This window comes from Pantoea sp. YR525 (genome assembly GCF_900116775.1).
In the GTDB taxonomy this organism is placed as follows: domain Bacteria; phylum Pseudomonadota; class Gammaproteobacteria; order Enterobacterales; family Enterobacteriaceae; genus Pantoea; species Pantoea symbiotica.
Genome location: NZ_FPBU01000005.1, coordinates 304,936 through 326,836 on the forward strand (window position 1 = coordinate 304,936; position 21,901 = coordinate 326,836).

General features: G+C 55.0%; 15 protein-coding genes. 9 read left to right on the plus strand and 6 right to left on the minus strand.

The features are described from left to right. Positions 1 to 44: 44 nt before the first annotated feature. Positions 45 to 1,400, minus strand: a complete 1,356-nt coding sequence (gene aroP, locus BM323_RS12600) for an aromatic amino acid transporter AroP (protein ID WP_008108568.1) — start codon at positions 1,398 to 1,400, stop codon at positions 45 to 47. A 513-nt stretch (positions 1,401 to 1,913) separates the two neighbouring features. Here aroP and pdhR point away from each other — a divergent pair. From pdhR to lpdA, 4 genes are all read left to right on the plus strand, one after another. Further along, a complete protein-coding gene (pdhR, locus tag BM323_RS12605) occupies positions 1,914 to 2,678 on the plus strand; it encodes a pyruvate dehydrogenase complex transcriptional repressor PdhR (protein WP_008108566.1) in 765 nt (254 codons plus the stop codon). Between the two features lie 127 nt (positions 2,679 to 2,805). Further along, positions 2,806 to 5,472 carry a pyruvate dehydrogenase (acetyl-transferring), homodimeric type gene (gene aceE, locus BM323_RS12610; protein ID WP_008108564.1) on the plus strand — a complete coding sequence of 889 codons (2,667 nt, stop codon included), beginning with the start codon at positions 2,806 to 2,808 and terminating at the stop codon, positions 5,470 to 5,472. A gap of 14 nt (positions 5,473 to 5,486) precedes the next feature. Beyond that, positions 5,487 to 7,385 (plus strand): pyruvate dehydrogenase complex dihydrolipoyllysine-residue acetyltransferase, encoded by a 1,899-nt coding sequence (aceF, locus tag BM323_RS12615; RefSeq protein ID WP_008108562.1) that lies wholly within the window; start codon positions 5,487 to 5,489, stop codon positions 7,383 to 7,385. A 173-nt stretch (positions 7,386 to 7,558) separates the two neighbouring features. Next, positions 7,559 to 8,983, plus strand: coding sequence for a dihydrolipoyl dehydrogenase (lpdA, locus tag BM323_RS12620; RefSeq protein WP_008108560.1), 1,425 nt, complete (start codon positions 7,559 to 7,561; stop codon positions 8,981 to 8,983). A 570-nt stretch (positions 8,984 to 9,553) separates the two neighbouring features. On the opposite strand, the gene BM323_RS12625 is transcribed toward lpdA, so the two are convergent. Beyond that, a complete protein-coding gene (locus BM323_RS12625) occupies positions 9,554 to 10,453 on the minus strand; it encodes a LysR family transcriptional regulator (protein ID WP_008108558.1) in 900 nt (299 codons plus the stop codon). 98 nt (positions 10,454 to 10,551) lie between these two features. Between BM323_RS12625 and BM323_RS12630 the strand changes: the two genes are divergently transcribed. The 3 genes from BM323_RS12630 to yacL all read left to right on the plus strand — a co-directional run bounded on the left by BM323_RS12630 (position 10,552) and on the right by yacL (position 14,918). After that, positions 10,552 to 11,547 carry an aldo/keto reductase gene (locus BM323_RS12630; RefSeq protein ID WP_008108555.1) on the plus strand — a complete coding sequence of 332 codons (996 nt, stop codon included), beginning with the start codon at positions 10,552 to 10,554 and terminating at the stop codon, positions 11,545 to 11,547. 238 nt (positions 11,548 to 11,785) lie between these two features. Beyond that, positions 11,786 to 14,383 (plus strand): bifunctional aconitate hydratase 2/2-methylisocitrate dehydratase, encoded by a 2,598-nt coding sequence (gene acnB / locus BM323_RS12635; RefSeq protein WP_085982361.1) that lies wholly within the window; start codon positions 11,786 to 11,788, stop codon positions 14,381 to 14,383. Positions 14,384 to 14,555: 172 nt separating this feature from the next. Beyond that, the gene (yacL, locus tag BM323_RS12640; RefSeq protein WP_008108552.1) at positions 14,556 to 14,918 is read left to right on the plus strand and encodes a protein YacL; all 363 of its coding nucleotides are present in this window, start codon (positions 14,556 to 14,558) and stop codon (positions 14,916 to 14,918) included. A gap of 32 nt (positions 14,919 to 14,950) precedes the next feature. Here the strand turns inward: yacL and BM323_RS12645 are convergent, their stop codons facing one another. The 4 genes from BM323_RS12645 to BM323_RS12660 form a co-directional block, all read right to left on the minus strand. Beyond that, positions 14,951 to 16,276 carry an MFS transporter gene (locus BM323_RS12645; RefSeq protein WP_008108550.1) on the minus strand — a complete coding sequence of 442 codons (1,326 nt, stop codon included), beginning with the start codon at positions 16,274 to 16,276 and terminating at the stop codon, positions 14,951 to 14,953. Between the two features lie 44 nt (positions 16,277 to 16,320). Next, positions 16,321 to 17,274: a phosphoglycerate dehydrogenase gene (locus BM323_RS12650; protein WP_008108548.1), complete on the minus strand. Its 954-nt coding sequence runs from the start codon at positions 17,272 to 17,274 to the stop codon at positions 16,321 to 16,323. 143 nt (positions 17,275 to 17,417) lie between these two features. Continuing rightward, a complete protein-coding gene (locus tag BM323_RS12655) occupies positions 17,418 to 18,302 on the minus strand; it encodes a dihydrodipicolinate synthase family protein (protein WP_008108544.1) in 885 nt (294 codons plus the stop codon). Positions 18,303 to 18,319: 17 nt separating this feature from the next. After that, complete coding sequence (locus tag BM323_RS12660; protein WP_008108542.1) at positions 18,320 to 19,468, minus strand: iron-containing alcohol dehydrogenase; 1,149 nt, start codon at positions 19,466 to 19,468, stop codon at positions 18,320 to 18,322. Between the two features lie 182 nt (positions 19,469 to 19,650). On the opposite strand from BM323_RS12660, the gene BM323_RS12665 reads away from it, so the two are divergent. After that, a complete protein-coding gene (locus tag BM323_RS12665) occupies positions 19,651 to 20,922 on the plus strand; it encodes a D-threonate kinase (protein ID WP_008108539.1) in 1,272 nt (423 codons plus the stop codon). Next, on the plus strand, positions 20,915 to 21,895 hold the full coding sequence (locus BM323_RS12670) for a D-threonate 4-phosphate dehydrogenase (RefSeq protein ID WP_008108537.1): 981 nt from the start codon (positions 20,915 to 20,917) through the stop codon (positions 21,893 to 21,895). The genes BM323_RS12665 and BM323_RS12670 overlap by 8 nt, the downstream gene beginning before the upstream one ends. The last annotated feature ends 6 nt before the right edge of the window (positions 21,896 to 21,901 follow it).

The following is a 21,901-nucleotide window of genomic DNA, read 5'->3' on the forward strand; positions in this document are numbered from 1 at the left end:
TCAGAAGTGCTGCCCGGCAACGGCGTACCGGGCAGAGAACAACATTACGCTTTCTGTAGTTTGTTCTTGATGGTGTAACCGATAGCCAGAATCACCAGCCAAACCGGAATCAGCCAGACCGAAATCGCCATACCCGGCGTCATCAGCATGATCACCAGCACACCGGCGAGGAACACCAGGCAGATCCAGTTACCCAGCGGATAGAGCACCGCTTTGAAGCGCGTGGTCACACCTTGCTGGTCTTTCTTCTTACGGAATTTCAGGTGCGCGAGGCTGATCATCGCCCAGTTGATCACCAGCGCAGAGACCACCAGCGCCATCAGCAGGCCAAAGGCTTCGCCTGGCATCAGGTAGTTGATCAGTACGCACAGCAGGGTCGCTACGGCTGAGACCAGAATGGTCGCGACCGGCACGCCACGGCTATCAACTTTCAGCAGCGCTTTCGGCGCGTTGCCCTGTTGCGCGAGGCCGAACAGCATGCGGCTGTTGCAATAAACGCAGCTGTTGTAGACCGACAGCGCCGCCGTCAGGATCACCACGTTCAGCGCGTTGGCCACAAAGGCATCGCCCAGCTCATGGAAGATCAGCACGAACGGGCTGGTATCCGCCGTTACGCGCGTCCACGGCAGCAGCGACAGCAGCACCGCCAGTGAACCGATATAGAAAATCAGGATACGCCACAGCACCTGATTGGTGGCTTTTGGAATGCTCTCTTGTGGATTGTCGGCTTCTGCGGCAGTGATACCCACCAGCTCTAAACCACCAAACGAGAACATAATGATCGCCATCATCATCACCAGCCCGGTCATGCCATGTGGCAGGAAGCCGCCCTGATCCCACAGGTTGCTGACGCTTGCTTGTGGGCCACCGTTGCCGCTAAACAGCAACCAGCCACCGAACAGGATCATACCGATGACCGCGACCACTTTGATAATCGCGAACCAGAACTCCATCTCACCAAACACTTTCACGTTGGTCAGGTTGATGGCGTTGATCAGCACAAAGAAGATGGCAGCCGTGGCCCAGGTTGGGAAATCTGGCCACCAGAACTGCACGTATTTGCCTACGGCGGTCAGCTCAGCCATCGCCACCAGCACATACAGCACCCAGTAGTTCCAGCCCGAGGCGAAACCGGCGAAGTTGCCCCAGTATTTGTAGGCGAAGTGGCTGAAGCTGCCGGCAACCGGCTCTTCAACCACCATTTCGCCCAGTTGGCGCATAATCAGAAAGGCAATAAAACCGGCGATCGCGTAACCGAGAATCACGGCAGGACCGGCCGATTTAATCACTGATGCGCTGCCCAGAAACAGGCCAGTACCTACGGCTCCGCCCAGCGCAATCAGCTGAATATGGCGATTCTTTAAGCCGCGATGCAGCGTGTCGCCATGCTGTTGTTCCATACAAACCTCGTGATGTTGTTATTGTGCACCTGCAGTGCGCGCACTGTAAGGCTGTTTACCCTAATGTATTCTTTTCTTTACGGTATCTGGCGTGCTGTGTGCATGCATGAGCTACCACGGCGTTCAGAATAGTGATAAGCGCGTCAGTTTGCACCTGCTTTTGCTTTTTGTGCTGAGAGATGACTGAAAAAGCAGCAGCATCCTCTGCGCGCCCGTCGCATTATTTCTGCCATGAAAAAACCGTGAACACGAATAGCTTTCGCTTATGGTTATGCCGCGTTGACTCCGCTAACTCAGTGTAAGGTTTGGTAAAAACACAATTATTTAACATTTGCTACAGGCCAACATTTTCCTACCTTATTCCGGTAAGTTAGTGCAGCGCCATTGCTATCGCCCCCGGAAGTGTGAAGCCCGCCATATAGACACAAGGTGAATACTTTGTTACTTTACCGGCACCATTTTTCAATTGGTATTACCAATTTACTCCGGACGTTTGGCTGATAAGAAGGGAAGATGGCCTACAGTAAAATTCGCCAACCCAAGCTCTCCGATGCGATTGAGCAGCAGCTGGAATCCCTCATTATGGAAGGGACGCTCCAGCCGGGTGAAAAACTGCTCCCTGAGCGTGAACTGGCGAAACAGTTTGATGTCTCACGTCCATCCCTGCGCGAAGCGATTCAGAGCCTGGAAGCTAAAGGCCTGCTGCTACGTCGTCAGGGTGGTGGCACCTTCGTCCAAAAAAATCTCTGGCAAAGCCTGAGCGACCCGCTGGTCGGTCTGCTTGCCGAACATCCAGAATCTCAGTTTGACCTGCTGGAAACCCGCCACGCGCTGGAAGGCGTTGCTGCCTATTACGCGGCACTGCGGGGAACCGATGAAGATCTGCAGCGCATCCGCGACTGCCATGTTCATATTCAGCAGGCACAGGACAGCGGCGATCTCGACGCCGAAGCCGATGCAGTGATGAAGTATCAGATCGCTGTCACAGAAGCAGCCCATAATGTGGTGCTGCTGCATCTGCTGCGTTCCATGGGCCCTATGCTGGAACAAAACGTCCGTCAGAATTTTGAATTGCTCTACGCTCGTCGGGAAATGCTGGCGAAAGTGAGCGGTCACCGCGCCAGTATCTACGAGGCGATTGTGGCGCGTGAGCCAGAACAAGCACGCGAGGCATCTCATCGTCACCTGGCGTTCATTGAGGAAATCTTGCTGGATAGAAGTCGGGAGCAGAGTCGTCGTGAACGCTCCCTGCGTCGTTTACAGCAACGTAAGGAATAACGCACGGCAACGAACGTGCGGAAAACACGACGGGCCTGTCTTCTTGTGCTGTGAACCAGAAGCAAAGCACAAGCAGACAGGCTCCTGATAATTTCAACGTATTAGACACAGATAAGGAATACACCCCATGTCAGAACGTTTACAGAATGACGTGGATCCGATCGAAACTCGTGATTGGCTACAAGCGATCGAATCGGTCATCCGTGAAGAAGGTGTTGAGCGCGCGCAGTATCTGATTGATCAGGTAATGAGTGCAGCACGCAAAGGTGGCGTGAAAGTTGCCGCAGGTTCCTCTGCAATCAGCAACTACATTAACTCTATTGCAGTTGAAGATGAGCCGGACTATCCGGGCAACACCTCTCTTGAACGTCGTATCCGTTCCGCAATTCGTTGGAACGCCATCATGTCGGTGCTGCGTGCGTCGAAGAAAGATCTGGAGCTGGGCGGCCATATGTCCTCCTTCCAATCTTCCGCGACCATTTATGAAGTGTGCTTTAACCACTTCTTCCGCGCTCGTAGCGACAAAGACGGCGGCGATCTGGTTTTCTTCCAGGGTCACATTTCTCCAGGTATCTACGCGCGCGCCTTCCTTGAAGGTCGTCTGAGCGAAGATCAAATGAACAACTTCCGTCAGGAAGTGCAGGGTAAAGGTCTCTCTTCTTATCCGCACCCGAAACTGATGCCGGACTTCTGGCAGTTCCCAACCGTTTCAATGGGCCTGGGTCCATTGAACGCGATCTATCAGGCGAAATTCCTGAAGTATCTGGAACACCGTGGTCTGAAAGACACATCAGCACAAACCGTTTACGCCTTCCTCGGTGATGGCGAGATGGATGAGCCGGAATCCAAAGGTGCGATCACCATCGCCACCCGTGAGAAGCTGGACAATCTGGTGTTCATCATCAACTGTAACCTGCAGCGTCTGGATGGCCCGGTCACCGGTAACGGTAAGATCATCAACGAGCTGGAAGGCATCTTTGCCGGCGCTGGCTGGAACGTGATCAAAGTGATTTGGGGCGGTCGCTGGGATGAACTGCTGCGTCAGGACACCAGCGGCAAGCTGATTCAGCTGATGAACGAAACCGTTGATGGCGATTACCAGACCTTCAAATCCCGTAACGGCGCGTACGTGCGTGAGCACTTCTTCGGTAAATATCCGGAAACCGCAGCTCTGGTAAAAGACTGGTCAGACGAAGAGATCTTCGCGCTGAACCGCGGCGGCCACGATCCGAAGAAAGTCTATGCTGCACTGAAAAAAGCGCAGGACACCAAAGGTCAGCCAACGCTGATTCTGGCACATACCATCAAAGGTTATGGTATGGGTGACACTGCCGAAGGTAAAAACATCGCGCACCAGGTTAAGAAGATGAACATGGATGGCGTTCGCTACATCCGCGACCGCTTCAATGTGCCGGTTGCCGACGATAAAATCGAAGAGCTGCCATACGTCACCTTCGAGAAAGGGTCTGAAGAGTACAACTATCTGCACGGTCAGCGTGAGAAGTTGGGCGGCTACCTGCCAACGCGTCAGGCGGAGTTCAGCGAGAAGCTGGAAATGCCTACGCTGGAAGAGTTCCGTCCACTGCTGGAAGAGCAGAACAAAGAGATCTCAACCACTATCGCTTTCGTGCGTGCCCTGAACGTGATGCTGAAGAACAAGTCGATCAAAGATCGTCTGGTTCCGATCCTCGCGGACGAAGCGCGTACCTTCGGTATGGAAGGTCTGTTCCGTCAGATTGGTATCTACAGCCCGAACGGTCAGCAGTACACCCCGCAGGACCGCGAGCAGGTTGCTTACTATAAAGAAGACGAGAAAGGCCAGATTCTGCAGGAAGGGATCAACGAGCTGGGCGCAGGTTCATCCTGGCTGGCTGCGGCGACCTCTTACAGCACCAACAACCTGCCGATGATTCCTTTCTACATCTATTACTCGATGTTCGGCTTCCAGCGCATCGGCGATCTGATGTGGCTGGCCGGCGATATGCAGGCACGCGGCTTCCTGGTTGGCGGTACTTCAGGTCGTACTACCCTGAACGGCGAAGGTCTGCAGCACGAAGATGGTCACAGCCACATTCAGTCACTGACTATCCCGAACTGTATCTCTTACGATCCGTCTTACGCTTACGAAATTGCGGTCATCATGCAAGATGGTCTGGTGCGTATGTACGGCGAAGCGCAGGAAAACATCTACTACTACATCACCACGCTGAACGAAAACTACCACATGCCTGCGATGCCGCAGGGTGCGGAAGAGGGTATCCGTAAGGGTATCTATAAGCTGGAAACCGTAGACGGTAGCAAAGGCAAAGTGCAGCTGCTGGGTTCAGGTTCAATTCTGCGTCACGTGCGTGAAGCCGCGCAGATCCTGGCGAAAGATTACGGCATCGGTTCTGACGTCTACAGCGTGACCTCGTTCACCGAGCTGGCGCGTGATGGTCAGGATTGCGAGCGCTGGAACATGCTGCATCCAACAGAAACCCCGCGCGTTCCGTACATCGCTCAGGTGATGAACGAAGCACCGGCCGTCGCTTCAACCGACTACATGAAGCTGTTCGCAGAACAGGTTCGCAGCTACGTACCTTCTAGCGATTATCGCGTGTTGGGTACCGATGGCTTCGGTCGTTCCGATAGCCGTGAAAACCTGCGTCACCACTTCGAAGTGGATGCATCGTATGTGGTTGTGGCTGCGCTGGGTGAGCTGGCTAAACGCGGCGAAATCGATAAGAAAGTGGTGGCAGAAGCAATCACCAAGTTCAATATCGACGCCGATAAAGTTAACCCGCGTCTGGCTTAAGAGGTAAGAGAGTAATGGCTATCGAAATTAACGTACCGGACATCGGGGCAGACGAAGTTGAAGTCACCGAAATCCTGGTCAAGGTGGGCGACAAAGTTGAAGCTGAACAGTCGCTGATCACCGTGGAAGGCGATAAAGCCTCCATGGAAGTGCCTTCGCCGCAGGCGGGCGTGGTTAAAGAGATCAAAATCTCTACCGGCGACAAAGTAGAAACCGGCAAACTGATCATGATCTTTGAAGCTGAAGGTGCCGCAGAAGCGGCGCCAGCGCCAGCCGAAGAGAAGAAAGCGGAAGCCGCTCCTGCTCCAGCAGCCGCTGCTGCTGCGGTCAGCAAAGAGGTCAACGTACCGGACATCGGCGGCGACGAAGTTGAAGTCACTGAGATCCTGGTCAAAGTTGGCGACAAAGTTGCCGCTGAGCAGTCGCTGATCACCGTTGAAGGCGACAAAGCCTCAATGGAAGTCCCGGCACCGTTCGCGGGCGTGGTGAAAGAGATCAAAATCGCCACCGGCGATAAAGTGATCACCGGTTCACTGATCATGGTGTTTGAAGCAGAAGGCGCAGCGCCAGCCGCTGCCGCTCCAGCAGCCAAACAGGAAGCCGCACCAGCTGCAGCTCCTGCGGCTTCTGGCGCGAAAGACGTCAACGTGCCGGACATTGGTGGCGATGAAGTTGAAGTCACCGAGATCCTGGTGAAAGTAGGCGACAAAGTCGCTGCTGAGCAATCCCTGATCGTGGTTGAAGGTGACAAAGCCTCAATGGAAGTGCCTGCACCGTTCGCCGGTACCGTGAAAGAGTTGAAAGTGGCGACTGGCGATAAAGTCAGCACCGGTAAACTGATCATGGTGTTCGAAGTGGAAGGCGCTGCACCGGCTGCGGCGCCTGCTGCTAAGCAGGAAGCGGCTCCAGCGGCAGAAGCAGCGAAACCTGCAGCGGCCCCAGCAGCAGCGAAAGCCGATGCGAAAGGCGAGTTTGCTGAGAACGACGCTTATGTACACGCCACGCCGGTGATTCGTCGCCTGGCGCGCGAGTTCGGTGTGAATCTGGCGAAAGTCAAAGGCACCGGCCGTAAAGGTCGTATCCTGAAAGAAGACGTGCAGACTTACGTTAAAGATGCGGTGAAACGCGCTGAAGCGGCTCCGGCTGCAGCAGCCAGCGGCGGAAGCCTGCCAGGTCTGTTGCCTTGGCCGAAAGTGGACTTCAGCAAGTTCGGCGAAATCGAAGAAGTGGAACTGGGCCGTATCCAGAAAATCTCGGGTGCCAACCTGAGCCGTAACTGGGTGGTTATCCCGCACGTTACGCACTTCGACAAAACCGATATCACCGACCTGGAAGCGTTCCGCAAACAGCAGAATGCCGAAGCTGAGAAACGCAAACTGGATGTGAAATTCACGCCAGTGGTGTTCATCATGAAAGCCGTTGCCGCTGCTCTTGAGCAGATGCCACGCTTCAACAGTTCACTGTCTGAAGATGCACAGAAACTGACGCTGAAGAAATACATCAACATCGGTGTGGCGGTTGATACGCCAAACGGTCTGGTGGTTCCAGTGTTCAAAGATGTGAACAAGAAAGGCATTACTGAACTGTCCCGCGAGCTGATGGCGATTTCCAAGAAAGCGCGTGATGGCAAGCTGACCGCTGGCGATATGCAGGGCGGTTGCTTCACCATCTCCAGCCTTGGCGGCCTGGGCACCACGCACTTCGCGCCAATCGTCAACGCGCCGGAAGTGGCTATCCTCGGTGTTTCCAAGTCAGCGATGGAGCCGGTGTGGAACGGTAAAGAGTTTGAGCCGCGTCTGATGATGCCGATCTCACTCTCCTTCGACCACCGCGTGATCGACGGTGCTGATGGTGCGCGCTTTATCACCATCATCAATAACACACTGTCCGACATTCGCCGTCTGGTGATGTGAAGTTAATCAAGGCCGGCGAAAGCCGGCCTTGTTGTAAGCATTCAATGTTGCCGCGGTTGGCAGTTTGTTAACAATTCTGTAAACTCTCGCGGTGAAATGTCCCGGCGGATATAGGGCATTAGAGCTTGGGAAAAGCTTTCTCCTGACTGCCGGTAATCAAACAAGAGGTCATGATGAGTACAGAGATTAAAACTCAAGTCGTGGTACTTGGGGCAGGTCCTGCAGGTTACTCTGCAGCCTTCCGTTGCGCTGATTTAGGTCTGGAAACCGTAATCGTTGAGCGTTACAGCACCCTCGGCGGTGTTTGTCTGAACGTAGGCTGTATCCCGTCAAAAGCGCTGCTGCACGTCGCCAAAGTGATCGACGAAGCAAAAGCCCTGGAAGAGCACGGTATCGTGTTTGGCCAGCCGCAAACTGACATCGACAAAATTCGTTCGTGGAAAGAGAAAGTTATTAACCAGCTCACTGGCGGCCTTGCGGGTATGGCGAAAGGTCGTAAAGTGAAAGTGGTCACTGGCCTCGGCAAATTCACCGGTGCTAACACGCTGGTGGTTGAAGGTGAAGGTGGCGCAACCACCATTAACTTCGATAACGCGATCATCGCGGCCGGTTCTCGTCCAATCGAACTGCCATTCATTCCGCACAACGATCCGCGCGTGTGGGACTCTACCGATGCGCTGGAACTGAAAGAAGTGCCGAAGCGTCTGCTGGTAATGGGCGGCGGTATCATCGGTCTGGAAATGGCCACCGTTTATAAAGCGTTGGGTTCAGAGATTGACGTGGTTGAGATGTTCGACCAGGTGATCCCGGCTGCCGATAAAGACGTGGTGAAAGTCTTCACCAAGCGTATCAGCAAGAAATTCAACCTGATGCTGGAAACCAAAGTCACCGCTGTTGAAGCGAAAGACGACGGTATCTACGTATCGATGGAAGGCAAAAAAGCACCAGCCGATGCACAGCGTTACGACGCGGTGCTGGTGGCGATTGGTCGCGTACCGAACGGTAAAGGCCTTGATGCTGGTAAAGCAGGCGTGGAAGTGGACGATCGCGGCTTCATCCGCGTCGACAAGCAGATGCGCACCAACGTACCGCACATCTATGCTATCGGTGACATCGTGGGTCAGCCAATGCTGGCGCACAAAGGTGTGCACGAAGGCCACGTCGCGGCGGAAGTGATCTCGGGCCTGAAGCACTACTTCGACCCGAAAGTGATCCCATCCATTGCTTACACCGAGCCAGAAGTTGCCTGGGTTGGTCTGACCGAGAAAGAAGCCAAAGAGAAAGGCATCAGCTACGAAGTGTCCACCTTCCCGTGGGCGGCTTCAGGCCGTGCTATCGCTTCTGATTGTGCAGACGGTATGACCAAACTGATCTTCGACAAAGAAACTCACCGTGTTATCGGTGGTGCGATTGTCGGTACCAACGGCGGCGAGCTGCTGGGTGAAATCGGTCTGGCGATTGAAATGGGCTGTGATGCCGAAGATATCGCTCTGACCATTCACGCGCACCCAACGCTGCATGAGTCTGTCGGCCTGGCTGCCGAAGTGTTCGAAGGTAGCATCACTGACCTGCCGAACCCAAAAGCGAAAAAGAAATAAGTTTGCGCTTTGAATAAATTAACGGCTCCTTTATGGAGCCGTTTTTTATTACGGCTTCTATTTAAATAAACAAGTAAAAAAGGCGCATGAGCTACTTTGTGAGTCATGCCGGAATAGCGGGAGCGAACTCCCGCTAGTGAAGTTTTACTGTTGTGCTTCGTAAGCCATAACAGCCGATTATTCAGCAGTGAATATCCGTAATCGTAATTCACAGAGTGAGCTGCGATTAACCAGACACAATCCTAATAGAATGAGCCCGCTGATAATCAGCTTGCTGAATATTGACTTCATAGTCACGTTCCTCTTGATTTAGCACGAGCAAGCGACTACCCTGACATTTCTGACGTGTAGGGTAGTTCGCTTGCCCGTGCGGTTAATGAAAGTTAACTGCACGGTTTTACGCTCCACAACCCACCTCAATCTTTTCAGCTTGAAGCAAGTTGCCTCAAGCGCCCGCAGGCAGTCTACGCCAAACTTCTTTTATTTCATCTTAATTTTTAAATTATTTATAATTAATGGATTTATATATTATCTAACCATTTAAATAGAACGCGTAATGGATGTTTTTAATTAAAGGTTGATTTCTTTAAGCCAATCAATAAAATGTCTCAATGGCGCAGAAAGATATTTACGACTCGGATAATAGAGCCAGAATCCTTCTTCTACCTGAGTGAAGTTCGCCAGTATTTCCACTAACTCACCGCGAATTAAATCTTCCCGTACCGTACCTTCATGCAGAAAGGCAATGCCTACGCCCGCGCGCGCTGCCTGTAATATCCGCTCATTGTTATCCAGCACCAACGATCCTTTTACCGCCACTTCCTGTTTGCGGCCATCCTGCCAGAATTCCCAGCGATAACGTCGTCCACTGGGAAAGCGTCGCTCAATGCAGGGAAACTGCAGCAGCTCAGCCGGTTGCTGTGGCGCGCCATGCTGCGCAATAAACGCCGGGCTCGCCACCGCCAGCGCCCGCATCGCTGCGCCAAACGGCACCGCCACCATATCCTGCGCCAGCACGTCGCCATAGCGCACGCCGGCATCAAATCCGGCCTCTACGATATCCAGCAGAGAATCGTTGCTGTCGATCTCCAGCGTAATCTCGGGATAGCGCAGTAAGAACGGCAAAATAAGCGTATCGAAGAACAGCGCTTCCGCCGATCGCGGCATGCTAATGCGCAATACGCCGCGTGGATCGCTGCGCCAGTCGTTGAGCTCATCCACCGCTTGCGACAGATCGGCAAGCGCAGGCTGAATGCGCTGTAAAAAGCGTTCACCGGCTTCGGTGAGCGCCACTTTGCGCGTGGTGCGATTGAGCAGCCGCACACCTAAACGCGCTTCGAAATGGCGCATCGCGTGGCTTAGGCTGGAAGGTGTGACATTGCGCTCCTCCGCTGCTTTACGAAAGCTCAGATGCTGCGCGATGGCAGCAAACATCTCCAGTTCCTGCATAGACGCACGGTATTTATTCATTACTGAGTTTTACTCACTAAATCGGCAAAAATGCCTCAATTGTTGCCGCGATTGCTGAGGTTTATAACATTAACACCAACAGCGAAGAGGATTAAACAATGCAACAACGTCAATTAGGCAATCAGGGATTAGAGGTTTCGGCGCTGGGATTAGGCTGCATGGGCATGAGTTTCGCCTATGGGCAGAACGATGAAAAACAGGCGCTGAACACGCTGGCACGGGCGTTTGAGCTGGGCGTGAATTTCCTTGATACCGCAGAAGTATATGGTCCATTCACCAACGAGAGCTTGTTGGCAAAAGCAATAAAAGGGCGCAGCGATATCAAAGTCGCCACCAAGTTTGGTTTTCGCATTACCGATCAGGGAGAAGGTTGGGAACGAATTACTGGGGTGAATAGCGATCCGGCGCATATTCGACGTGCGGTCGAAGGATCTTTGCAACGTCTCGGAGTGGAAACCATCGAACTGCTTTATCAGCATCGTCTCGATCCGGCGGTGCCGATTGAAGAGGTGGTGGGCGTGATGGCCGATCTGGTGCGGGAAGGGAAGGTGAAGTATCTCGGGTTGTCTGAGGTTTCATCCGCCACCTTGCGCCGTGCGCATGCGGTGCATCCGATTTCAGCGCTGCAAAGCGAATATTCGCTGTGGTCACGCGATCCGGAGCAAGATGTCCTCGCTACCTGCCGTGAACTGAACGTCGGCTTTGTTCCGTATAGCCCGCTGGGTCGCGGCTTCCTCACCGGGAAATTCCCGGCCTCCTCAACCTTAGCGGAAGATGATTTCCGTCGTTCACTGCCGCGTTTTCAGCAGGATGCGCAGGCGCATAACCAAAAGTTAGTGAATCAGCTCACTGAGATGGCTGCAGGTTATGACGTAACCGCCGCTCAGCTGGCGTTGGCGTGGGTGCTGGCCAAAGGCGAGTATATTGTGCCGATTCCCGGTGCCAGCAAAATCGCCCATCTGGAACAGAACTGCGGCGCCGCCGATTTAGCATTACGTCATGCGGATGTTGCCACGCTGGATGAGTTGTTTAGTGAGAAAAACATTCTGGGTGAACGCTATAACGACAGCGAGTTTGTGCTGGTGGATCGTTAAAACTCTCCTCCGAAAATGAGAACTAGCAGGCTTTCAAAGCCTGCTTTTTTATGTGATCCCGCTCAATTTGCAGATGAAGCTGCTAAAAAACGCACGGATGTTGCTTTTTTGTAAACAGATTAACAATCAGGCGAAATGCTGCTATGCTGCCCCACGCGGAACCGGGCACCTCACCCTACTGTTCGACAGCATCAAGGGGTGCACCGGAAAGCTATACAATGAGAGCGAGGAGAACGTCGTGCTAGAAGAATACCGTAAGCACGTTGCCGAGCGTGCTGCCCAGGGAATCGTACCTAAGCCGTTAGATGCTTCCCAGATGGCCGCGCTGGTTGAACTGCTAAAAAACCCGCCAGCGGGTGAAGAAGAATTCCTTACCGACCTGTTGGTCAATCGTGTTCCACCAGGTGTTGATGAAGCGGCGTATGTTAAAGCCGGTTTCCTGGCAGCTGTCACTAAGGGCGAAGCCCACTCTCCTCTGGTTACTCGCGAAAAAGCCGTTGAGCTGCTGGGCACCATGCAGGGCGGTTATAACATCCATGCGCTGATTGAAGCGTTAGAAGATGAAGCCTTAGCACCGATCGCTGCCGAAGCCCTGTCTCACACGCTGCTGATGTTCGATAACTTCTACGATGTCGAAGAGAAAGCCAAAGCGGGTAACCCACACGCGAAAAAAATTATCCAGTCCTGGGCCGATGCCGAATGGTTCCTGAAGCGTCCAAAACTGGCTGAAAAAATTACCACCACCGTGTTCAAAGTGACCGGCGAAACCAACACCGACGACCTCTCTCCGGCGCCGGATGCATGGTCACGTCCGGATATTCCACTGCACGCGCTGGCAATGCTGAAAAACGCCCGTGAAGGCATCGAACCCGACGATGCTGGTAACATTGGCCCGATCAAACAGATCGAAGCACTGCAGACCAAAGGCTTCCCGCTGACCTATGTTGGCGACGTGGTCGGTACCGGTTCTTCGCGTAAATCCGCCACCAACTCGGTGCTGTGGTTTATGGGCGACGATATCCCTTACGTGCCGAACAAAAAGGGCGGCGGTCTGTGCCTCGGCGGTAAAATCGCTCCAATCTTCTTCAACACCATGGAAGATGCGGGTGCCTTGCCAATCGAGCTTGACGTTGATCGTCTGAACATGGGCGATGTCATCGACGTTTACCCATACAAAGGTGAAGTGCGCAATCACGAAACTGATGAAGTGCTGGCGACCTTCGAACTGAAAACCGACGTGCTGCTGGACGAAGTCCGTGCTGGCGGTCGTATTCCGCTGATCATCGGTCGTGGCCTGACCACCAAAGCGCGCGAGTCATTGGGCCTGCCGCACAGTGATGTGTTCGTGCAAGCCAAAGATGTTGCCGCCAGCACCCGTGGTTACTCACTGGCGCAGAAAATGGTTGGCCGTGCGTGCGGCGTAGACGGCGTTCGTCCGGGCGCGTACTGCGAACCCAAAATGACCTCAGTCGGTTCTCAGGACACCACCGGTCCAATGACCCGTGATGAACTGAAAGACCTGGCGTGCCTCGGCTTCTCCGCTGACCTGGTAATGCAGTCATTCTGTCACACCGCCGCCTATCCGAAGCCGGTTGACGTGACCACGCACCATACGCTGCCAGACTTCATCATGAACCGTGGCGGCGTGTCGCTGCGTCCGGGCGATGGCGTTATCCACAGCTGGCTGAACCGTATGCTGCTGCCAGATACCGTTGGTACCGGCGGTGACTCGCACACCCGTTTCCCAATCGGTATTTCATTCCCGGCAGGTTCTGGTCTGGTAGCGTTTGCTGCAGCGACCGGCGTAATGCCGCTGGATATGCCGGAATCGGTGCTGGTGCGCTTCAAAGGCGAAATGCAGCCGGGCATCACCCTGCGCGATCTGGTACACGCTATTCCGCTGTACGCGATCAAAGCGGGCCTGCTGACCGTTGAGAAGAAAGGTAAGAAAAACATCTTCTCTGGCCGCGTGCTGGAAATCGAAGGTCTGCCGAAACTGAAAGTTGAGCAGGCATTTGAGCTAACCGATGCCTCGGCTGAGCGTTCTGCAGCTGGCTGTACCATCAAGCTGGATAAAGAGCCGATCATCGAGTACCTGAACTCAAACATCGTGCTGCTGAAGTGGATGATCTCGGAGGGCTACGGCGATCGTCGTACGCTGGAGCGCCGCATTGAAGGCATGCAGAAATGGTTGGCCGATCCGCAACTGCTGGAAGGCGATGCGGATGCGGAATACGCGGCGGTGATCGACATCGATCTGGCTGAGATTAAAGAGCCGATTCTGTGCGCACCGAACGATCCAGACGACGCGCGTTGGTTGTCTGACGTGCAGGGCGAGAAGATCGACGAAGTGTTTATCGGTTCGTGCATGACCAACATTGGTCACTTCCGCGCGGCCGGTAAACTGCTGGATGCCCATAAAGGCCAGCTGCCAACCCGCTTGTGGGTTGCGCCGCCAACCAAAATGGACGCCGCCCAGCTGACTGAAGAGGGCTACTACAGCGTCTTCGGTAAGAGCGGTGCGCGTATCGAGATTCCGGGCTGTTCACTGTGCATGGGTAACCAGGCGCGTGTGGCGGACGGCGCGACGGTGGTTTCCACCTCAACCCGTAACTTCCCGAACCGTCTGGGTACCGGCGCGAACGTCTTCCTGGCGTCAGCTGAACTGGCGGCGGTCGCTTCGCTGCTTGGCAAGCTGCCAACGCCGGACGAGTATCAGCAGTTCATGCTGCAGGTTGATAAGACCGCGGCTGACACTTATCGCTACCTCAACTTTGATCAGCTGGGGCAATACACTGAAAAAGCGGATAGCGTGATCTTCCAGACTGCCGTTTAATCGGCTTTTGGGATGAACAAGGGGACGATGAAGATCGTCCCTTTTTTTATGCCCTTTTTTCCGATGACATCTCCAGGCATAATGCGAGCGCGATCCCACTTTATTCAGCGTGCTGCGCACAAAATGCACTAACACGGTGCCGCACGGCGCGTCATCAGTATGAGGCAAACCCATGGAGTACGAATTTCTGCGTGATTTGACCGGTCAGGTCAAAGTGCGTATGTCGATGGACCACGAAGCGGTGGGGCATTGGTTCAACGAAGAGGTCAAAGACAATCTGCCGTTGCTGGATGAGGTTGAGGCCGCCGCCCAGCAGGTGAAAGGCACCATTAATCAGTGGCAGCGCGTTGGACATGAATACACGCTGTGGCTGGATGAAGAAGAGGTGATGATTCGTGCCAACCAGCTGGCGCTGGAAGATGACGGCATGGAAGAGGGCATGACCTATTACGACGAAGAGAGCCTCTCTTTCTGCGGCGTCGAAGATTTTCTCGCGGTGATTGCAGCTTATCGGCTGTTTATCGCCGGTAAATAACGTTGGGTCGCCATTGATGGCGACCCAACCGATTACCGCGCCGTGCCGCTTGCAACGGAATGTGAATGTGAAACCTGCTCCTCATCGACGATAGGTTCAACTTTACCCATCAGGAACAGATAGTTAAGGATGCCAATCACCACCAGTACCGCCGAGAACACCAGCGCCCAGGTAAAATGACCGGTGGCGCCAACAATCGCGCCGGTAATGATCGGTCCCACCGCGCCGCCCATGTTGGATACGGTATTCTGCAGGCCCGCCACAATTGACACGCTGTTTTGCGGCGCAACATCACCCGGCAAGGCCCACACTTGTGATGCCGCCACAGTTGTACCTGATTTGGCGATACACAGCAGCAGCACGGTCATAAACACTGAATCGGTGAACGGAGCAAAGCCGATGCACAGCGCCATCAGCAGGCCGATGGTGAGGAACAGTTTGCGTGTGGCGGTCAGCGACAGCACTTTGTTATGCACCATGCGATCCGATGCCCAACCCGCCAGCACTTCAATCACCATGCCGCAGATCAGCGGCAGCGCGGCCACCATCCCCATTTTGAGGAAGTCCATGCCTTTATCTTTCACCAGATAGGTCGGCAGCCAGGTGATAAAGAAATAGGAGGTGTAATTGATGGTGAAGAAGCCAATGCACATCGCCCAGATATTGCGGTAGCGCAGCAGCTTGTACCACTTCATTGGACGCACGCTTTTGTCGCCGTGCTTCTGCGCCTGGCCGTCACGGATGAAGCGCACTTCTTCTTTACTGATCGACTTATGATCTTCCGGGTTCTCGGCGTAGATAAAGTACCAGGCAATCACCCAGAACAAGCCGAGCGCACCAATGGCGAGGAAGGTTAAACGCCAGTCGAACAGGGCGATCATAAAGACAATCAGCGGCATGGCCACCGCACCACCAAACTTGGAGGCGCTGTCAAACAGGCCAGAAACCGTGGCGCGTTCACGATCCGGGAACCAGCGCGCGGTGATACCGGCGTTGCTGGGATAGGCGGCGGCTTCACCGACGCCGAGGGCTAAACGCAGCGCCAGCAGCGATTTAAATCCGGTCGCGAGGCCCATCGCCATGGTCGCGATTGACCACCAGCCGACGGCGATGCCGAGGCCTTTTTTCTGACCGAAGCGATCGGCGAACCAGCCCGCCGGGATCTGCAACAGCGCATACGACCAGAAGAACGCCGCCATGATGAAGCCCATCATTTCAGGATTGATATCGAGCTCTTTGATCAGATGCGGTGCCGCTGCCGAGAGCACGGTGCGGTCAATGTAATTAATGGCGATGGCCAGCCACATCAGGCCAGCAATCCACCAACGGATACGACTCGAGCGCGCAGAGTTAGTCATAATAATTATCCACTCGAAAAAGGGTTACAGAGAAAGGCGGCGTGTTATTCCAGCCCGTTCATCACGTTGATTGGGCGTTCGCCCTGTTGGATGCACTGCACAATTTGCGACACGCAACGTTCACCAATCGCGCTGATTGCGCCGTCGGTGTAACCGGCAATGTGCGAAGTAGGAATGAAGTTGCAGAGCGTGAACAATGGATGCTCGGTCAGTGGTTCCTGCACAAACACATCAGCCGCCGCACCGGCAATCACGTTATCCAGCAGCGCCTGATAGAGATCCTGTTCGTTCACCACGCCGCCGCGTGAGGCATTAATCAGGAAGGCAGTTTTCTTCATGCGTTTGAGGCGCGCGGCATCAAACAGATTATGCGTTTTATCGGTAAGCGGCATGTGCAGGGTGATGAAATCGCTGGTTTCGGTCAGTTGATCCAGCGTGACGAATTCGATGCCGTGCTCGGCAGCAAACTGCTCATCGGGATAAAAATCAAACGCGATCACCCGCATGTTGAAGCCTTTGGCGCGCAGCGCAACCTGCTTGCCGATATTGCCCAGCCCGATGATGCCCAGCGTTTTGCCGTAGACATCGGTGGCAAAAATTCGCGGCCAGCTGCCGGCGCGGGTTTCGATGGCGGCTTGAGTGATCTGACGCGCGCTGTTGAGGATCAAAGCAAAAGCGAAATCGGCAACCGCGTGTTTGTTGGCATCCGGCACATTAGTGACGTAAATCCCGCGTGCGCGCGTCGCTTCCAGATTGATGTTGTCGACGCCAACGCCGTGCTTACAGACTATTTTCAGCTGCGGCGTTAATGCCAGCAGTTCTTCATTGATGTCGGTAAAGGCCACAATCATCGCTACGGTGTCAGCCAGATGTGGCTCAAGTGCGCTCAGCGGCGCATCGGCGGGCAGCGAGATTAGCTCAAAACCGTGCTGCTGCAGCGTTGCTATCGGCGTTGCGTCATATTTCGCAAACGACGGTGAGGTGCAGATGACTTTCATGATTCTTCCCGATGTTGAAAATAAATACCATTCTCGCGGAGCGCATGCATCGTAGCGGCGCAATTTATTGCGCGATAAATCGCGCCGCTACGGCATGTGCGGTGATTGAAATCGGCATCACGCCGCTATGGCGATAACTCTAATTACTGCAAATACTGATTCACAATCTGGCGGATCTTCTGCTCTTCTTCGGCAGAGAAACTCACCGCATAGCGGCTGTCGCCAACCTCAAAGCCCAGCAGCGTCACCGCTTTTTTCACTGCGGCGGGAGAGAAGCCCACGCTATACAGATCGGTGCGCAGGCCCGTGACGTTTTCCTGCGCCAGGCGCGAACCTTCGATATCGCCGGCATGAAAGCGTGCCCAAATCGCATTGATCTCTTTAGGCGCCACGTTAGCGAGACCAGAAATACAGGCTGAGCAGCCGTCGACAAAGCCCTGATGAATCAGCGAATCCGGGCCGTTCAGCACATCAAAACTGTCGATTCCTGCAGCCGCTTGCAGGAAGCCGCTCAGGCTTTCATAGCTGCCGGCGCTGTCTTTAATGCCGATGATGTTCGGGTGCGCGGCCAGCGTGCGTACGGTTTCCGGCTGCAGCGTGTTGCCGGTGCGCGCCGGAATGTTGTAGAGGAACAGCGGCACGTCGATGGCATCAGCCACCGCGCGATAGTGGGCAATCAGCTCTTCCTGCTTCAGCGGCACGAAATAGGGCGTGATCACCGAAACCGCATCCACGCCCAGCTTCGCCACTTGTTTCCCAAGACGAATGGTTTCACGCGTGGAGATCTCGCCAATGTGCGCCACCACCGGCGCGCTGCCGTTCACTTCATCGACGCAGGTTTGCGTCACCGCCAGCTTCTCCTGTTCGTTCAGCACGAAGAATTCGCCGTTGGTGCCGCCGCAGAAGATGCCGTTGCCAGCGCTTAATTGACGTTTAACCTGTTCGCGTTGGGCGGCTGGATTGAATGCGCCGTCGCGATCGAAGGTGGTGACGATGGCGGTTAACACGCCCTGGATTTTCTTGCTCATGTTGTCCTCGATAATCCTTAGTGATTCAAAGCCGGAAATAGCGTCAGGTAGACGTTGCGCACGTCATCGGCGCCCACTTTCATCGGTACATTCTTCATCAGGCGCTGCACGTCGAGCGCGGCTTCCACCAGATATGGCAGATGATCCGGGCCGATACCCAGCTCTTCCAGACTGGCGGGCAGCTTCAGGCGTTTCACCAGTGCGGCAAAGTACGCCACCAGCGCGTGGGATTTGGCTTCGTCGTCCAGCGAGGTATCGGCATCCGGCAGCAGATCGTAAGCCTGAGCGAATTTGCTCACCGCCGCCGGACGCACAAAGCGCATGCAAGGTGCGAGCAGAATGGCGTTGGCGACGCCGTGCGGCAGGTGATATTTGCCGCCCAGCGGATAAGACATCGCATGTACCAGATGCGTACCGGCATGCGCAATCGATGCGCCACCGTAATAAGACGCCCACAGCATATTCAGGCGCGCTTCAAGGTTATCCGGCTCCGCGATGGTGGTTTCGAGGCTGGCAAACAGCTTTTTCATGCCGATCAGCGCATAGTTATCGCTCACCGGATTCGACACGGTAGCGGTAAAGCACTCGATCAAATGGCACAGCGCATCGATACCGGTGGAAGAGGCGATGTGCGGTGGCATGCTGGTAGTAAGTTCTGGCACCAGCGCGACATAATCTGGCAGCATCACCGGCGAGATAATGCCGACTTTGGTCTCTTTCTCGGGGATCGCCAGAATCGCATTGGGCGTGGCTTCCGAGCCAGTACCTGCGGTGGTGGGAATCAGCAGCGAAGTGGTGCGCGTTTGCGGCTTTTCACCCGCTAGGAGCGCCTCCAGCGTGGGCGCGCCTTCCACACACAGAATCGACAGCAGCTTGGCGACATCCAGTACGCTGCCACCGCCGACGCCAATCACCAGATCCACATCGGTGCTCGGCAGCGCGGCGACAATGGCCGCCACGTCGTGCTGGCTGGGCTCTGGCGGCACCGTATTGACGATGCTCAGGCTGGCAATCTGCTGCTTCAGCTGGGCAATCAGCGTCTGCACCGCCGGAATGCCTTCAATATTCTTATCGGTCACCAGCAGCGCTTTTTCTTTACCTTGCAGTAAATAGCTGAGGTCATTAAGCGCCTGAAAGCCACTGATCACGGTGCTGTTGATATTCATCTCTTACCCTTACGTTTTTTGTGCTGAATGATTAATTTTGCTCATGCAGCGCGAGGTCTATCACTACAGTGCCTAATTTTATAGGACAAATTGATTTCGATTAATTTGATCTTGCTCACATATAATCAATCATGATTGAATATAATCATTGCAGCACGGCAGCGGCCGGAACAGGAGAGAGCATGACTTTACCGCCATGGAAAACGCCAGTCCTGGTGATTGCCGATGATTTCACCGGCGCCAATGACGCGGGCAGCGGGCTGGCACAAGCCGGAGCGCGTGTGCATGTGCTGTTTGATAGCAGCACGCCGCATGACGCTAATGCCGCCGATGTGCTGGTGATCAGCACCGATAGCCGTGCGCTCAGCGAACAGGAAGCGGCCCGGCGCACGCGGGCGGCGATTGAGCAACATCGGGCCATCGCTAACGACGGTTGGTTGTTCAAGAAGATTGATTCCACGCTGCGCGGCAATCCCGGCGCGGAAATCGAAGCCGCAATGCAGGCCAGCGGCAAAACATTAGCTTTAGTGGTGCCGGCGGTGCCGAAGCTTGGACGCACCACGCGGGCGGGTGAAGTGTGGATCTATCAGCAACGTCTGATCGACAGCGAATTCGCCAGCGATCCTAAAACGCCGGTCACCAGCGGTCATGTGCTGACGCGATTGCAGATGCAGAGCACCTTGCCGGGTGAAACCCTCGATCTCGCCACGCTGCGTGGCGACCAGCTGGCGCAGGTGCTTGGCAGCAAGCAAGGTTTGCTGGTGGTTGATATCGAGCAGGACGGCGACATTGCCTTATTAATGGCCGCGGCAGCCACGCTGGAGACGCGTCCATTGCTGGCCGGTGCGTCCGGGCTCAGCGATGCGCTTGGCGCGTTGCTGGCAGCGCGTCAGCCGCGTCCGGTGCTGGCGGTGGTTGGCTCAATGAGCGCGATTGCGCAGCAGCAGATTACGCGTCTCGCCAGCCAGCGCGACATCCGCGTTATCGATATTGATATCCGCCAGCTGTTTGCCCAACCGGCCTGGCCGCAGGCTGAACAGTGGCAGCAGGCAATGCAGCAGGCGCTGTACGACGGCGCGCATTGCGTGGTGCGCACTACGCAACACGCCGAGCAGCGTCATGAGATTGAGCAGTTGTGCCAACAGCATCAGGTTTCACGTCAGCTATTGGGCGAGCGCATCTGCCAGTTTCTCGCGCAGTTAACCCGCCGCGTGTGCCACGAGGTGCAGCCCGCTGGGCTGTATCTCTCTGGCGGTGATGTGGCGATTGCCGTGGCGCAGGCGTTTGGCGCGAGCGGTTTCCAGATTCAGGGCCTTGTGGCGGGCTGCGTGCCGCACGGGGTTTTGCTTAACAGTGAATTACACCTGCCGGTGATGACCAAAGCAGGTGGCTTTGGTGACGAAAACACCCTGGTAGAAGCCATTCGTTTTATTGAGGAGAAGTCGAGTGAGTAAAATTATTGCGATTACCATGGGCGATCCGGCGGGCATCGGCCCGGAGATCATCATTAAAGCGCTGGCAGAAGGTGAGTTAGCGGGCGTGCCTGCGGTGGTGGTGGGTTGTGCCAACACACTGCGCCGGGTGATGGGACTCAATGTCACGCCGCAGGCTGAACTGCGCGTGCTCGACCAGGTCAAGGATGCGCACTTCGCGCCCGGCATTATCAACGTAATTGATGAGCCGCTGGCGGACGCCGCCGCGCTGCAGCCCGGCGTGGTGCAGAAAGCGGCGGGCGATTTGGCCTGGCGCTGCGTCAAACGCGCCACCGAACTGGCGCTGGCTGGCGAGGTGCAGGCGATTGCCACCGCACCGTTAAATAAAGAGGCGCTGCATTCGGCGGGGCATCTTTATCCCGGCCACACAGAACTGCTGGCGCAACTGACCAACACCAAAAATTACGCCATGGTGCTCTACACCGATAAGCTGAAAGTGATTCACGTCACCACGCATATTGCGCTGCGAAAGTTCCTCGATACCTTAAACGGCGAGCGCATTCAGACGGTGATCGGTATGGCCGACAGCTTCCTGCGCCGCGTCGGTTTCGACAAGCCGCGCATCGCGGTGGCAGGCGTTAATCCGCATGCCGGTGAAAACGGTCTGTTTGGCGATGAAGAGATCACCATCGTCGCGCCTGCTATCAAAGCGATGAAAGCGCAGGGCATTGATGTCAGCGGCCCATGCCCGCCAGATACCGTGTTCCTGCAGTGTCAGGAAGGGCAGTACGATATGGTGGTAGCGATGTACCACGATCAAGGGCACATCCCGCTGAAATTATTAGGTTTTTATGATGGTGTGAATATCACCGCTGGCTTGCCGTTTATCCGCACTTCGGCGGACCACGGCACCGCGTTTGATATCGCCTGGACAGGTAAAGCGAACTCTGCGAGCATGGCGATCTCCATTAAACTCGCGATGCAGCTTGCATAGGGAAAT

Coding starts and splice junctions, on each gene's coding strand:
- aroP (WP_008108568.1), bottom strand. CDS start 1,400: ATGGAACAACAGCATGGCGACACGCTGCATCGCGGCTTAAAGAATCGC.
- pdhR (WP_008108566.1), top strand. CDS start 1,914: ATGGCCTACAGTAAAATTCGCCAACCCAAGCTCTCCGATGCGATTGAG.
- aceE (WP_008108564.1), top strand. CDS start 2,806: ATGTCAGAACGTTTACAGAATGACGTGGATCCGATCGAAACTCGTGAT.
- aceF (WP_008108562.1), top strand. CDS start 5,487: ATGGCTATCGAAATTAACGTACCGGACATCGGGGCAGACGAAGTTGAA.
- lpdA (WP_008108560.1), top strand. CDS start 7,559: ATGAGTACAGAGATTAAAACTCAAGTCGTGGTACTTGGGGCAGGTCCT.
- BM323_RS12625 (WP_008108558.1), bottom strand. CDS start 10,453: ATGAATAAATACCGTGCGTCTATGCAGGAACTGGAGATGTTTGCTGCC.
- BM323_RS12630 (WP_008108555.1), top strand. CDS start 10,552: ATGCAACAACGTCAATTAGGCAATCAGGGATTAGAGGTTTCGGCGCTG.
- yacL (WP_008108552.1), top strand. CDS start 14,556: ATGGAGTACGAATTTCTGCGTGATTTGACCGGTCAGGTCAAAGTGCGT.
- BM323_RS12645 (WP_008108550.1), bottom strand. CDS start 16,276: ATGACTAACTCTGCGCGCTCGAGTCGTATCCGTTGGTGGATTGCTGGC.
- BM323_RS12650 (WP_008108548.1), bottom strand. CDS start 17,274: ATGAAAGTCATCTGCACCTCACCGTCGTTTGCGAAATATGACGCAACG.
- BM323_RS12655 (WP_008108544.1), bottom strand. CDS start 18,302: ATGAGCAAGAAAATCCAGGGCGTGTTAACCGCCATCGTCACCACCTTC.
- BM323_RS12660 (WP_008108542.1), bottom strand. CDS start 19,468: ATGAATATCAACAGCACCGTGATCAGTGGCTTTCAGGCGCTTAATGAC.
- BM323_RS12665 (WP_008108539.1), top strand. CDS start 19,651: ATGACTTTACCGCCATGGAAAACGCCAGTCCTGGTGATTGCCGATGAT.